The following is a 14,517-nucleotide window of genomic DNA, read 5'->3' on the forward strand; positions in this document are numbered from 1 at the left end:
GACTAATGACTAATGACTAATGACTAATGACTAATGACTAATGACTAATGACTAATGACTAATGACTAATGACTAATACCAACTACCAACAGCCAACTGACTAATTCCGATCGGTCAAAGCGAGACAATCAGTAGTTCCCCAATAAGCGTAAATCGGCGTGTGCGGGTCTGGGAAAGAACCGCCGGTATTGGGCTGGCGCACTGTAATTTTATCGCCCGACGCCAACTCAACGACGTAATGAACGTGCGTACCCATGTACATAGTATTTTTGAGCCGCCCTTCAAAACAGTTGACCGACACTTCCGGCTGGTAGAGATTCAAATATACTTTTTCCGGCCGGACGCTGACGACAACAGAGTCGCCTGTGACACCATTCCACATATCCGACTGCTGAACGATTATTTTCAGATTGGCTGATGTGCGAACTGTGATAGTCGATCGGTCGATCGATTCTACCGTACCCGCAAACAAATTCGTATCGCCAATAAAATCCGCCACAAAAGCCGTCTGCGGACACTCATAAATTTCTTCAGGAGAGCCAATTTGCTCAATCCTGCCCTCGTGCATCACCGCAATCCGGTCAGACAGACTCATCGCCTCTTCTTGGTCGTGAGTCACCATCACAAAAGTCAAACCCAATTCTTGATGCAAATTCGACAGTTCCAACTGCATCTGCTTCCGCAACTTCAAATCCAGAGCACCCAGAGGTTCGTCCAGCAGCAGAACCGCCGGTCGATTTACCAGAGCTCTCGCCAAAGCCACCCGCTGCTGCTGGCCGCCCGACATTTGACCGGGAAACCTGTTGGCGAAAGATTCCATTTTCACCAATTGCAAAACTTCCCGTACCCGTTCTTCAATTTCTGTTTTCCCCAGCTTTTTGATCCGCAATCCAAAAGCGATATTGTCCCAGACATCCATGTGTCCGAACAAAGCATAGCTTTGAAACACAGTATTTACCGGACGGCGGTAAGCTGGAGTGTTGGTCATCGACTGGCCGCGAATCATCAATTCGCCCGCCGAGGGAGTCTCGAACCCAGCGATTAACCGCAGCGTCGTAGTCTTGCCGCAGCCGCTAGGCCCGAGGATGCTAAAAAATTCTCCTTGGCGGATGTTGAGGTCTACTCCGCGTACTGCGGTTTCCCCGTTAAATACCTTAAAGACCTTGCGGAGTTCAACGTCAAGCGCTGTATCCGTTGCTGTCGTACCTTGGTTGAGTGCTGTCTGAAACATATTCGCCCTTTCCTGGGGGTAATGCACGCTACTTAAATACAGTTTAAGTTTAGACTTTTCTGTATTTTAGGTGAGGAATGTTGGATGTAACAGGTTTTGGGATTTTTTCTTTAAATTCTATCTCAGAGTGCACCATTGTCAGCAACAGGCAAGATGCCTGTTCCACAAAGAGTAAATTTTATTGTGGAACAGGCATCTTGCCTGTTCATAAAAGCCTTATTGAGAATGGTGCAACATCTCCGATTGATCGGCCATCTATTTATTCTCAGGACTTGGCGTGGGAGAGGGTTTTTGCGGTTTCTCTGTTTTGGGTTCTTCTGCTTTTTTCCACTCTGACAAAGGTCGCTGGACGGCATTTTTAAAGTCAAAAGGCACTAGCAGCACGGGCAAATTTTGGGCGGAATTTTGAGGGGGCGCTTCCGGCGGATTGGCTTGAGCGTACAAGAAGCGGCCGCTAAAGTCTGTTTTGCCTAAAACTAGGCGGTGAGTTTCCTGGTTGTCCAGTTTTACTGTGACTGTAGCTTGGGGTTGGTCGAGACCGAATTCGGGCAGTTGAGCCGCAGTAATATTAATCGTGCGATCGCTCTTTCCTGTTGCCAGCCTGTCTAGCAAAAAATCTACCGATGCCTGACTTGCGTGTGCTTGCACGGGCAATTTCATTTCCCAACTAGACTTGCCTCCTTTTGTAGCATAAACTCGCTCAAAAGTCAATATTTTTTCAGGAGTTTTGACTGTAAAGAATTGTACGCGATCGGACTTAAAAGCAAAAATTTTCTGTTTTTCTTCCTTAGCGGCTTCCTGTTTCGGAGACACTTGCATCTCGAACAAAGCAACCAACCCAGTCATGCTAAGCGCGACGGCTATCAATACTAATGTATTTTTCTGCAATTTCATAATAACTGAGAATTGGGCATTGGGGATTGGGCATTGGCCCGCGCAGGGCATTGGGGATTGGGCATTGGCCCGCGCAGGGCATTGGGCATTGGGGATTGGGCATTGGGCATTGGGCATTGGGGATTGGGCATTGGGCATTGGGAATTGGGAATTGGGCATTGGGAATTGGGAATTGGGCATTGGCCCGCGCAGGGCATTGGGCATTGGGCATTGGGCATTGGGCATTGGGCATTGGCCCGCGCAGGGCATTGGGCATTGGGGAGTTTGTTATTAATAACAACTGACAACTGTCAACTGACAACAGTCAACAGTCAACTGACAACTGTCAACAGTCAACTGACAACAGTCAACAGTCAACTGACAACTGTCAACAGTCAACAGTCAACAGTCAACTGTCAACAGTCAACAGTCAACAGTCAACTAACTTATCTTCTCTTCCACCAGATAGCGCCGCCAATTCCCAGTCCGAGTAAAGGCCACATTAGCCAAGCTAAAACCAGCAATCCTACTTGGATGGTCGTCATGTTAATGCGACGGTTGGTAGCTTTTTTCGGACTGATAGAAAAGCTTTGCTGGTCTGGTTTACTCAACCAACTTACTGAATTGAGAAACACGTCGCTATTGAGTTGTTGGTCAAACCAACCGTTAGTCACAAATTGAGATGTGCCAATTACTACCATTCGCGATGTTTTTCTAGGAGTTGATGGCGCAGAAGGAGTTGACTTTGGACTGGGAGATGTTGTGGGAGATGCTGTGGGAGATGTTTCTGGTGTCGGTGTGGGAGAGGCTGTGGGTGTTGGCGAACTTTCTGGAGATGCTGTGGGAGAGGCCGTGGGTGTTGGCGAAGTCGTCGGTAATGCTGGAGGCGTAGCTTCTTGCGAGACAATCACCGAATAGCTGATTGGGGAAGCTGTTGGTGATGTTGTCGGTGATGGTGATGTTGTCGGCGATGGTGATGTTGTCGGTGATGGTGATGTTGTCGGTGATGGTGATGTTGTCGGTGATGGTGATGTTGTCGGCGATGGTGATGTTGTCGGCGATGGTGATGTTGTCGGCGATGGTGATGTTGTCGGTGATGGCGATGTTGTCGGTGATGCTTGGGGTGAAGGCGAGGGCGAAGTTGGTGTTGGTGAAGGTGAGGGCTTTAAGGGAGTGCTGTCAGTGGACGATCGAACTAAAGCTACACCTAATAATAGCGGGCCTTGTCGATCGGTCTTTTGATCAAACTCCAATTTCTTAGTCGTCAAATCGCTTTCGGCCCAACTTTCCTGACTCGTCCAAATCAGCGGTTTTTCCTCTATCCCTTCTACTGGCGAGGTTTCCAAAGCACGCGCAAATGGATAAAATGAAATACCGTTGCCAAAACTTTGAGTAATCGGATGTTCGCCGTAGCGCCTGACTGTGGGCACTGTAGGGCCCAGGCCAAATCTTTGACCAGTGCCCGAAGCATCGATGGCCAAACGGGTGTCTAATTTTACGCCCCATTCTTGCAGCAATTTGTCTAATCCCGTATTAGTTGCCGGGTCTACCATTAACAATAAACTGCCGCCGCGATCGAGATAAGCTCTTAGTGCTTTAATTTCTGTATCGGAAAACGGTTTGTCCGGCCCGGGAACGATTAAAGCATCTGCATCTTCTGGCACTTCTTTGCGTTCGGTCAAATTCAGCGTTTGGGCGTTGTAGTATTTATCTTTCAAAGCTTTTTCAGCTTGCTGAATTCCGCCTTGACCTTCCTGTAGCGGGCGGGCTCCTTTGCCTTGCAAAAAGTAAACTGTCGCAACGCGAGTGCTCAGGATTTCTTCTAAGCCATTGGTAAGTTTTATCTCTGAAAGCCCTTGATTTGGGTCGCTACCAAAAGCAGTGCCGCCTTTTTGCAGAACTTGTTTTTTGTCGCCGGATTGCAGGTAAACTTCCCCGATGCTGGTAATGCTAAATTCCCGCGCTTTTCCCGGTTGGGTCTGCGGGTCAACAAACTCGAATTGGAACTTTTCGCCTCCCTCGCGTTTGTAGCTTTGCAGCAATTCTTTAATTTGGGGGTTTTGGATGGGGTCAAATACCCAAACTTTGACTGTTTGTTGCAAATTTCGCAGTATTTGTTGAGTCTGCGGGGCAAGGGTAAATTGTTGGCTTTCGGTTAAGTCGATGCGGACGGGATAGCGAACGGCTATGAAGTTAATTACTCCGAGAATCACAAAGACGGCCAGGGTAGCAATCAGGGCGTTGGTGCTGGCTTGAGTGGAACGCCGCCCCCAAAAGCTTTGTTCGTAACTCAAATATAGCAGCCAAAGTGCGATCGTCACTGCTCCGGCAATAACTAAACCGACTGTCAGTGGGTCCCATGCTCCCGATACAAGTGCTGCTGTTACCCCCGCTGCGATGAGGAGGGGGCCCAGCAAAAAAACGTATTTCCAATTTGTTTTGCTAATTTTCATAAGGTACGGTTTGAGGATGTTATTCTATATGGCATTAGCCTGCAACCATGCTGTTAAGTCTGACGGCTTGTTGAAATCCAGCACGGCATCTCCTAGTTCTTCTAATTGCTCTACGCCTAATTGACGGATGCAGTTTTCTGTTTCCGGTTGTATTGTGCCTAAACGCCGCACTAGCTGACGCAATATTAACGAGAGTTGAGCGGTTTTTGTCACCTGTTCTCTTGCTATCTCTATGGCAATCTGCTGGTCTTCAATCCACAGTTCTTGCTTGTGCAATTCATTTAATTCTTCCTGAGTGAAGTTGTCCTCCCTGGCAATTCTAAAAGCTTTCTGAATTTCGGGAACTGCACTGAGTGTTTCTGGTACTGTCTCCAGAGTGCTGGTATTTTCGAGAAAGTAAATCCATTGATCTGCGGTTGTTCCTAATTCTGCTAATCCCTTGCTAAATTTTGGCAGTTCGATAAATACTAATTCTATTGCAGTATCTGGACACTCAAACTTTTGCTCTTTTTCTTGGAAAACAAACCGCGACATAAATTCCGGCTGATTTTCAAACATTTCAAAATCGGCAATTTTCAATGAAATTACTGTTTTTAGTCTTTCGTAGCGTTCTTTTCCTGTTAATTGCTGGCTGTAACTTTTGGCAGCGTTGTACAAAACTCTGTTCCCAAAGGAAGGCACGTTAATCAGTTGAAGTTCAACTAGGGCGATTCTGCCGCCGTTAATTATGGCTTTGACATCTAGGTGTGTGTCTTGGGTTGCGAGAGTTTGAGGTTCTGGTGGGGAGTCGATTATTTCTAAGTCTTCGATGACCGGCTGTGCTTCATAAAGGATGGCGTTTAAAAAATTAATCAGGATGTCTTTGCTGTCGCTGGAACCGAATATTTTTTTGAACGCAAAGTCGATTTTGGGATTGATAAATCTCATTATTTCAAGAAATTAGTGGAATAACTAACATTAATTGGGGATGGGGAATGGGGCATTGGGAATGGGGCATTGGCCCGCGCAGGGCATTGGGCATTGGTGGTGTGTCCTTTAATGTGCAATTCTCCAAATCTCCTACTTTCCCAATCTTTCCTCTTTATTCCCCGAAGCCTTGCCTGATGCTTTTAAGAACGCTGATATCGCAAGGCATCGATGGATTGTGCGGTCAGAAATACTCCTAAAATGATGTAACTTGCAAACATAATTAAACTGCTGGTATCGAAAACTCCCTTGACAAGATTGGTGTAATTTGTTAGGAGCGACAAATGTCCTAATGCTGTTCCGAAGGGGCCACCGATACCGACGGCGACTGCATCGATCACCCAGAGAAATAATACTAGAGCGAAGGTGAGGATGGCTGATAAAATTGTGCTGTCTGTGAGGGAGGAAATAAACATTCCGAGGGACAATACTCCTGCTGCTAGTAAGATTAAGCCGCCGTGTCCTAGCAGAAGAACTCCGGGGGGTACGGGTGGGGTTGAGGAACTGAGGGCGATCGCCTCGCAAAACAGCAGGGGCAGCAACATTGTGGTATAAAATGTTAAAACTCCTAGGAGTTTGCCGGTAGCAACTGCCCAGTTTGTTAAGGGCGATGTGGCTAATAGTTCTAAGGTGCCGCGTTTGCGTTCTTCTGCGTAAAGTCCCATTGAGAGTGCAGGTAGTACGAACAAGGAAAGGGAACCCATGATTCGCAGAAAGAGTTGCAGGAATTCGTAAGCAACGTCGATCGGAGGTTCGGTAATTCCCATTTGGTCTCGCTGGCCGATTTGGGGAATTAACCCGTCGGGGGCGAGGAGGATGGCTATTAAAAAGTAGCCGGTGATTAGCCAAAAGACTGCAGCGATGGCATAGGCTAATGGCGATGCAAAATAGCTTTGTAATTCTTTGCGGTAAATTGCGATAATATTACTAATCATTACTAACCTTTAGGAATTGGGAATGGGTAATTGGCCATTGGTAATTGGTTCATTCTGAGTCGCCTGCGGGTGGTGTTTCGCTGCCGTCGCTATCCTGTTTTTTTCTTTCTATTTGTCGCTTTTTGGTAACAGGTGGCTGTTCTGGTCGAGAATCGCTACTCGGTTGTGGCTTTTTTTTAATTGGCCGATTTTTTACAACGGGTTGGGAGTCTGGTTGAGAATGTTCGATCGACTTTGGCGCATCTACAATCGGTTCTGGTTCTGGTGGAGAATGCTCGATCGACTTTGGCGCATCTACAATCGGTTCTGGTTCTGGTGGAGAATGCTCGATCGACTTTGGCGCATCTACAATCGGTTCTGGTTCTGGTGGAGAATGCTCGATCGACTTTGGTGCATCTAAAATCGGTTCTGGTTCTGGTTGAGAATGCTCGATCGACTCTACTGTTTCGACAATGAGTAGATTTTCGACAATCGGTTCTGGTTGAGGATTCTCGATCGACTCTACTGTTTCTACAATAAGTAGATTTTCGACAATCGGTTCTGGTTGAGGATTCTCGATCGACTCTACTGTTTCTACAATGAGCAAATTTTCGACAATCGGTTCTGGCTGAGGATTCTCGATCGACTCTACTGTTTCTACAATAAGTAGATTTTCGACAACCGGTTCTGGTTGAGGATTCTCGATCGACTCTACTGTTTCTACAATAAGTAGATTTTCGACAACCGGTTCTGGCTGAGGATTCTCGATCAACTCTACTGTTTCTACAATAAGTAGATTTTCGACAACCGGTTCTGGTTGAGGATTCTCGATCGACTCTACTGTTTCTACAATGAGCACATTTTCGACAACCGGTTCTGGTGGAGAATGCTCGATCGACTCTACTGTTTCTACAATGAGCAAATTTTCGACAATCGGTTCTGGCTGAGGATTCTCGATCGACTCTACTGTTTCTACAATAAGTAGATTTTCGACAACCGGTTCTGGTTGAGGATTCTCGATCGACTCTATTGTTTCGACAATCAGTAGATTTTCGACAATCGGTTCTGGTTGAGAATGCTCGATCGACTCTACTGTTTCGACAATCAGCAGATTTTCGACAATCGGTTCTGGTTGAGAATGCTCGATCGACTCTACTGTTTCGACAATCAGCAGATTTTCGACAATCGGTTCTGGTTGAGAATGCTCGATCGACTCTTGCCTTTCTACAGTTTCCAGAAAATCTGCCACTGGTTGCATTTCAGATTCTAAATCGCTTATTTCCTCCGGTGTTTCTGTAATTGGTTCGGATTCGGGTTGAGAATAGTCGATCGACTCTTGCCTTTGGACAATCGGTTCTGGTTCATTATGCTCGATCGACTCTACTGTTTCTGAAACTTGCAGATTTTCGACAACTGGTTCGGGTTCTGGTTGAGGATGTTCGATCGACTCTACTGTTTCGACAACTGGTTCTGGTTCTGGTTGAGAATGCTCGATCGACTCTACTGTTTGTGAAACTTCTAGATTTTCGACAATCGGTTCTGGTTGATGATGCTCGATCGACTCTGGTGTTTCTGGAATGAGCAGATTTTCGACAATCGGTTCTGGTTGATGATGCTCGATCGACTCTACTGTTTCTGAAACTTCTAGATTTTCGACAATCGGTTCTGGTTGATGATGCTCGATCGACTGTACTGTTTCGACAACTGGTTCTGGTTCTGGTTGAGAATGCTCGATCAGCTCTGGTGTTTCGACAACTGGTTCTGGTTCTGGTTGATGATGCTCGATCGGCTCTTGTCTTTCGACAACTGGTTCGGATTCTGGTTGAGAATAGTCGAGCGACTCTACGGTTTCTGAAACTTCTACATTTTCGACAACTGGTGCCGGTGGAGAAGGTTCTATCGGGAGTCTCTCACTTTTATAAAAAACATTTTTTACAAAAGTGAGCATCCTGCTTGCTTGTTTAGATATCTGTAGCGAGTCAGATCCTCGGGTTCCTGTGACACCCAAACTGAGATGCTTCGCTTCACTCAAATCTACGGTTTCTGCAACTGGTTCTGATTCTGGTTGAGGATGTTCAATCAACTCTGCGGTTTCTGCAACTGATTCTAATTCTGGTTGAGGATGTTCACTCAAATCTACGGTTTCTGCAACTGGTTCTAATTCTGGTTGAGGATGTTCACTCAAATCTGCGGTTTCTGCAACTGATTCTAATTCTGGTGGAGAAAGTTCTATCGGCTCTACGGTTTCTGCAACCGGTTCCGATGCTGAATGAGAATCAGAAAGCAACTCTTCAGTTTCTGCAACTGGTTCCGATGCTGAATGAGAATCATAGAGAGACTCTGGTTTATTTGAAACGGGCAGATTGTCCGGGATGATCGTCGGTTGTGATTCCGATTGATGAGAATCGGCGATCGAGTCTTGAATTTCTGCCGCTTCTTGCAGATTTCGATCGACCTCCGGTTCGCTGTGAACCAGATTTTCTTCCGGTTTCTTTTCAGCCGCTGTCAGCCTTAAAAACACATCTTCCAGAGTAGCGCGAGAGCGGCGCATTTCGCACAGTCCAAATCCAGAGGCGACGATAGCTGTAGCAATTTCTCGTCCGGGTTCTCTTTCCGGTTCGCACAAGGCCCGCAGGCGGCAGCGATTCACTAAAAATTGCTGGCTTGGAATCAATTCGATCGATCGAACTCCCGGCAAATTTTCCAAAGAAGGCAACAGCAGACTGTTTACCAAATCCGCCTCGCCTTCAACTTCGAGTTCGTAACCCTCTCCGACAGCCAACTCTCCCATCAAATTTTCGGGAGTACCCGCAGCGACGATTTTTCCGCGATTGATGATGGTGACGCGGTTGCAAGTCATGCTGACTTCCGGCAGAATGTGCGTGGAAAGAATGATTGTGTGCTGGCCGCCAAGACTTTTGATTAAATTGCGGACTTCGATGATTTGTCGGGGGTCGAGGCCGACGGTTGGTTCGTCTAAGATAATGACCGGGGGATCGTGGACGATCGCCTGTGCGATACCGACGCGCTGCCGAAATCCTTTAGAAAGCTTGCGGATTAAAACTTTGCGTTTATCAACCAGCCCGCAGCGTTCGATCGCGGAGGTAACTCGTCGCGCGCGATCGCCTGCAGGCACTTGCTTAATCCTGGCCACAAAAAACAGAAACCCTTCCACACTCATTTCTGGATACAGTGGCGGGTTTTCCGGCAGATAGCCGATGCGCTGTCTGACTGCCATCGAGTTTTCGTGAACGTCGAGGCCGGCGATGCGGGCCGTACCGCTGGATGCCGGCAAATATCCCGACAAAATCCGCATCGTTGTGGTTTTGCCAGCGCCGTTTGGCCCCAAAAACCCGAGAATTTCTCCTGATTCGACCGAGAAGGACACGTCCGCGATCGCTGCGGTCGAACCGTAAGTTTTGCTTAAGTGTTCTACTTCAATCATTTGTCAGAAGTGACGCGATTTTAGGTTTGAGAGTTGAGATTTACTTTGCCAACCACAGGCGGGACGCCTGTTCCACGAAGTGGAGAGTCCCCCCAGCACAGCGGATCGATCGAATTTATGGCTCAAATGCTAATTTGATTTTGTTTCCCAGTGTAGTCTGGCAAGAACCAAATCTATCATAAGTGTCGATCGGACTTTGAAGCAAAATGCGGCGTTGCTTAATCAGGGTATGAAAAAAATCAGTTGAAAATCCCGAAGCGTTGTGAATACTGGTTTCTATGATTTGCATATTTAGCCTTTCATACCGTAAATCAGCAACGCCCAAAATGCTAGGTAGTAGGGTGCGAAGCGCGGAAATGATTAGCCGATGTACATCGAATCGCTACCAACCGACGCACCCTACCAGTAGAGTCCGTGCCTAACCGAACCCTCAACTAGCTGCCTTCGATGTTGTTAGGCGCTGTTTCTAGGTTGATATCGGCATTAAAAACAATCACAAATTGAGCCTTGGGGATTAACTGCCGGACGATCCGCAGATAGCCGTCAGCATCGGAATGCCTGAAGAAGTGGGCCACAGTGATTCGCTGCATATTGGGAAGCAGGCGAACAACCAACCACTTGTTGAGGCGCGGTTTGTAGGGCCTAATTAAGTTTGTCTCCATTCAGTGTTGGAGTTGGACTTGCATCGCCAAAAATTTTACTAAACTTAGTCATACTTAACTTGACTGATTAACATTGTGGGCGGTATGATTACACCAATGCCTAAAAAAGGCTTAATTATCTGGTTTGTAAACCACAGCGCATGTCAAAACTGACCAGCCTGTTACAAGGTCGAACGGGAGTCCGCGTTTCGTTAAATTGGTTGAAAATAGTGGATTACTCATGGCTAAAAGCTTCAACTAAAATTAACTCAATTAGGGTGGGCTACACCCGAATTAACGCCTGTGGACAAGTTGCGAGCCGACTCCCTTGGGTGAAACAGGAAGCAGACCCTTCAGGAGCAATCCTGATTGAATGGTGAGACTTAAATAAGTTTAGCCAAGTTTTGTGTAGCAGCCAAAGCCAGTTCAATGCTTGTCGAGGGCGCGGACTGGCTTTTGACTTTTGTTAGACTTTGTGTCTATCTCTAGTTTGTGACACCAACTACATATAGTCAACTGAATAAATAGAATAAACTGAACTAAGTACGGGATAGATAATGACGCTGGGGCAAAAGCTAAGAGAAAGACGTGAAAGTCTAGGTTTGACTAGAATACAAGTGGCAAGAGCGTGTAATGTGGTGGAATCCACAGTTATCAACTGGGAAACCGACAGACACGTCCCCAAGCTATACCCAGCACAGATGAAAGCCCTGTGCGACTTATTGAAATTCTTGATCGAAGATTTAGTAGTGTAGCTTGGGGAGTTAAGATCGAGTAGGTTGGACAATCGCGCTTTTTTGCAGAGAGGGCGATCGCTTTCTATTTGGATTACTGCTGAAATTGAGCCAACAACCAAGCCCCTACCTGTGCTTGATCTTCAGTGCGACTCCGGCGCAAAGCCTCTTCCAACACAGCAATAGTTAATCCCGGCAAAACTTCCGATCGCACAAGCCGCCGACTGCCATTATCAGCAATAATAGCAAAGGCAATAATTTGAGATTTCTGCACGTCCACTACCCAATATTCAGCGACTTTTAACTCTTCGTAAAGCAACCGTTTTTCACCAATATCATCAGCCAAAGTAGAGTCAGCCACTTCTATGACCAAATCTGGCGGTGGGGTAACGTCAAGACTTGCGATCGAACTTCCCCTCGGTGCTAATTGCGCTCTTTCTCCAATATAGTATGATACATCCGGTTGACACTCTCGCACTCCTGTTTTCCGGTAGCTACAGTTATCCAATCCGTTAAGAGAAATACCTTTGATAGTACAAAATAGATTAATTGCGAAAAGTGCGATCGCATTATCTCGTGAATGATCAGGTCCTACTGACATAGTTTCAATCCTCATTTGTCCATTGCGGTAATAGCATTTTGCTTTACTGTAAGCTGGGTCATCTGCCATCGCGATGAATTCTTCCCAGGTTGCTACCACCCAGATATCAGTTGGCAATTTAGTCTTTAGTCCACTCATTTGTTTATCCCAAATATCTCGATCGTATAACACCACTCAATCAAATGCAAACCCTGTTCTCTCTACTCTTCCTCTGCGCCCTCTGCGCCCTCTGCGGTTAAATCAAAAAAATCTCAACTCCTTTTCCAAATCTTAATTTCCCCCAACCAACCCGCACTAACAATAGTCTTACCGTCGCTGCTAATAGCCACAGCACTAACATAGCCAGAATGACCGCTCAAATTACCTCTCAATTCCCCCGATCGCACATCCCAAAGTCTCACACTCTTATCCCAACTCCCAGTAACCAGAGTAGTGCCATCCCGACTGAATGCCACCGACCAAACGCCGTCAGTATGCCCGCTCAAACGCCGAATTAACTGGCCGTTTCCGGCATTCCACAACCCAACAGTGCCATTGCTGTTTCCCGCAGCTAAACTTTTGCCGTCGGGAGTAAAAGCTAGGGACAAAACAGACAAGTTTTTGCCGCTAATCGTGCGAATTGCTTGACCGCTAGCTAAATTCCACAACCTAATTGAACCGTCTTTGCTGCCACTCGCTAAAGTTTTGTTGTCGGGACTAATTGCCACAGCATTCACCAACCCAGAATGCCCTGTCAAAGTCTGCAGCAACTCCCCCGTTTTAGCGTTCCAAATCTTAATCGTTTTGTCCCAACTGCCGCTGGCGACAAATTGACCATCAGGACTAACGGCAACGCTCGAAACAGCATTGGAATGCCCGCTCAAAGTGCGTACAACCGCGCCAGTTTCTAAATTCCAAATTTTCACAGTTTTGTCGTCGCTGCCGCTAGCTAACACCTTGCCATCCGCACTGGCTGCTAGTGCGTTTACGGCTTCCGTGTGACCTTGCAGGGTAGTTTTTAATTGCCCGCTGGGAAAATTCCAAACTGAGATAGTGCCGTTGCTATTTCCTGTGGCAAAATAAGTTGAAGCTAGGGCAAGGGAACTGACAACTTCCGAAGGCCCTTTGAGGGTATTTGTGGCAGCAAAGGCGATCGCACTTGCGGGCGTGCGGGGCGCATTATTCGCCGGAGTTTTCGGGTTTCCGGCCGTAGGAGATTGGGGAACTACTGGCAGGGAAATAGTCGATCGCCATTTCATGAAAGTATTAATTTCTATTCCCGCCGCCACGATTTTATCGGAGTTTTCCTCTAACCTGACAATGCCGTTAATTGCGACAACTCGCCCCGCATCGTCGAGCACCGGGCCCCCACTCATGCCCGCTCTCACTAAGTTGTTGTATACCAAAGTATAACCGTTCCAGGGAGTTTGGCGGCCGGTAAGCTGACCTTCCGTAGCGAGGAAAATCGGCTGTCTCAGAGAACCGCCGGATATCGGCCAGCCCGCCACATAAGCCTTGTTTCCCTTAGTTGCTGCGGAATTGGCTAATTGAGCCAGGGGATAGCTTTGAGTGCTGCTGAAAGGTACGATCGCCAAATCCGCACCGGGCATTCGCCGCACGAGGCTATAGTATACAGAGTGAGCTTTGCCGTCGGGAGTTACGACCTCGTAATCGCCAGCTTTATCGACAACGTGCCAGTTTGTGAGAATATAGTATGTGCTGCCCTGCTTCTCTAAAATTACTCCTGAACCGCCTTTTGCCCCCTGGATGCGAACAGTAATTTGTTGGGCAACGGTTTTAACTTTGTCGGGGGTTAATGCGAGGGCGATTTGAGGTGATGTCAGTGGGATGAGGGCGATCGAACTCAGGGCGATCGTAGCACTCAAAATAGCCGGAATAGTTCTGCTGTAATTCATTATTTTGTCAATTTAACATACCCACATATCAACTGACGGAAAAGTTATCCGGTTTGTGGCATATTTACAACGCGAAAATGCCTGCGCGATCGAACTTTCGACATTCGCACAAGCCTCACAATATTTGACACCGCCCTCTGGCTAGCAGAAAAATTTAGAATCTGACACCGCACCTAGCCTCAACAATAGCCACTGGTTGATCTCTATTCTTGTCTCGGCAAATCCGAATTTGAGCCAAACGGTGATCGGAATAATACCCATTAGCCATCCAGCCGAGGGGTATGCCTGCGATCGCCCCGACTGCTAAACCAGTGATGAGGCTCCAAATAAGATGCTTTCTGGCGATCGGCTGTTGTTGCATAAAAATTTATCCTAAACATTTACCCTTACCAGAAATAGCACACATAAAAGTTAGTTTCTTCCTCCTATGTACTTATTTCCTAAGTAGTAACCCATTATTAAGTATCATGTCCTTCACAGTCCGCTTAACACAATCCCATGCAGCAATAATCAAGTATCCAAACTTAACAAAACCGATGGCAAGAAATACATGGTATTTAGAAACTGGGACAAAGAGTTAACAGAGGAAAATCTCCGAGATCAAATAGCCCAAGCCAAGCAAGCATGGAAAAACGCTGAGGCTACAGAACCCCGCGCCGAATCCGTGTATTACAATCAGTCTGAAGATTTAACCCACACTCCGCACTTCAATAACACTACATAGTATAGTACATTGCTAGGCCCGAATGAATAAGTAAAAATAC

General features: G+C 46.8%; 12 protein-coding genes and 1 pseudogene. 3 read left to right on the plus strand and 10 right to left on the minus strand.

Features of this window, described 5'->3' with window-relative positions:
* Positions 1 to 100: 100 nt before the first annotated feature.
* Together QUA16_RS31990 and QUA16_RS31995 are read right to left on the minus strand one after the other, a co-directional pair.
* Positions 101 to 1,231 carry an ABC transporter ATP-binding protein gene (locus QUA16_RS31990; RefSeq protein WP_333108373.1) on the minus strand — a complete coding sequence of 377 codons (1,131 nt, stop codon included), beginning with the start codon at positions 1,229 to 1,231 and terminating at the stop codon, positions 101 to 103.
* Between the two features lie 255 nt (positions 1,232 to 1,486).
* Complete coding sequence (locus QUA16_RS31995; RefSeq protein ID WP_333108374.1) at positions 1,487 to 2,125, minus strand: DUF4340 domain-containing protein; 639 nt, start codon at positions 2,123 to 2,125, stop codon at positions 1,487 to 1,489.
* A gap of 26 nt (positions 2,126 to 2,151) precedes the next feature.
* On the opposite strand from QUA16_RS31995, the gene QUA16_RS32000 reads away from it, so the two are divergent.
* Entirely contained in the window at positions 2,152 to 2,409 is a 258-nt protein-coding gene (locus QUA16_RS32000) for a hypothetical protein (RefSeq protein ID WP_333108375.1), read from the plus strand.
* 141 nt (positions 2,410 to 2,550) lie between these two features.
* On the opposite strand, the gene QUA16_RS32005 is transcribed toward QUA16_RS32000, so the two are convergent.
* The 5 genes and pseudogenes from QUA16_RS32005 to QUA16_RS32025 all read right to left on the minus strand — a co-directional run bounded on the left by QUA16_RS32005 (position 2,551) and on the right by QUA16_RS32025 (position 10,544).
* Entirely contained in the window at positions 2,551 to 4,557 is a 2,007-nt protein-coding gene (locus QUA16_RS32005) for a Gldg family protein (protein WP_333108376.1), read from the minus strand.
* 24 nt (positions 4,558 to 4,581) lie between these two features.
* On the minus strand, positions 4,582 to 5,484 hold the full coding sequence (locus tag QUA16_RS32010; protein WP_333108377.1) for an Rpn family recombination-promoting nuclease/putative transposase: 903 nt from the start codon (positions 5,482 to 5,484) through the stop codon (positions 4,582 to 4,584).
* A gap of 182 nt (positions 5,485 to 5,666) precedes the next feature.
* The gene (locus QUA16_RS32015) at positions 5,667 to 6,458 is read right to left on the minus strand and encodes an ABC transporter permease (RefSeq protein WP_333108379.1); all 792 of its coding nucleotides are present in this window, start codon (positions 6,456 to 6,458) and stop codon (positions 5,667 to 5,669) included.
* A 2,368-nt stretch (positions 6,459 to 8,826) separates the two neighbouring features.
* A pseudogene (locus QUA16_RS32020) lies at positions 8,827 to 9,882 on the minus strand (ABC transporter ATP-binding protein); the annotation flags it as partial.
* Positions 9,883 to 10,316: 434 nt separating this feature from the next.
* On the minus strand, positions 10,317 to 10,544 hold the full coding sequence (locus tag QUA16_RS32025; protein ID WP_333108380.1) for a hypothetical protein: 228 nt from the start codon (positions 10,542 to 10,544) through the stop codon (positions 10,317 to 10,319).
* A gap of 536 nt (positions 10,545 to 11,080) precedes the next feature.
* Here QUA16_RS32025 and QUA16_RS32030 point away from each other — a divergent pair.
* On the plus strand, positions 11,081 to 11,278 hold the full coding sequence (locus QUA16_RS32030) for a helix-turn-helix transcriptional regulator (RefSeq protein ID WP_333108381.1): 198 nt from the start codon (positions 11,081 to 11,083) through the stop codon (positions 11,276 to 11,278).
* 73 nt (positions 11,279 to 11,351) lie between these two features.
* On the opposite strand, the gene QUA16_RS32035 is transcribed toward QUA16_RS32030, so the two are convergent.
* The 3 genes from QUA16_RS32035 to QUA16_RS32045 form a co-directional block, all read right to left on the minus strand.
* Positions 11,352 to 11,996 (minus strand): Uma2 family endonuclease, encoded by a 645-nt coding sequence (locus QUA16_RS32035; RefSeq protein WP_333052734.1) that lies wholly within the window; start codon positions 11,994 to 11,996, stop codon positions 11,352 to 11,354.
* Between the two features lie 113 nt (positions 11,997 to 12,109).
* On the minus strand, positions 12,110 to 13,753 hold the full coding sequence (locus QUA16_RS32040) for a WD40 domain-containing protein (RefSeq protein ID WP_333108382.1): 1,644 nt from the start codon (positions 13,751 to 13,753) through the stop codon (positions 12,110 to 12,112).
* A gap of 154 nt (positions 13,754 to 13,907) precedes the next feature.
* Positions 13,908 to 14,114 carry a hypothetical protein gene (locus QUA16_RS32045; RefSeq protein WP_333108384.1) on the minus strand — a complete coding sequence of 69 codons (207 nt, stop codon included), beginning with the start codon at positions 14,112 to 14,114 and terminating at the stop codon, positions 13,908 to 13,910.
* 189 nt (positions 14,115 to 14,303) lie between these two features.
* Here QUA16_RS32045 and QUA16_RS32050 point away from each other — a divergent pair, with 189 nt between their 5' ends.
* A complete protein-coding gene (locus tag QUA16_RS32050) occupies positions 14,304 to 14,477 on the plus strand; it encodes a hypothetical protein (RefSeq protein WP_333108386.1) in 174 nt (57 codons plus the stop codon).
* Positions 14,478 to 14,517 lie beyond the last annotated feature (40 nt).

This window comes from Microcoleus sp. S13_C3 (assembly GCF_036700905.1).
GTDB lineage: Bacteria > Cyanobacteriota > Cyanobacteriia > Cyanobacteriales > Microcoleaceae > Microcoleus.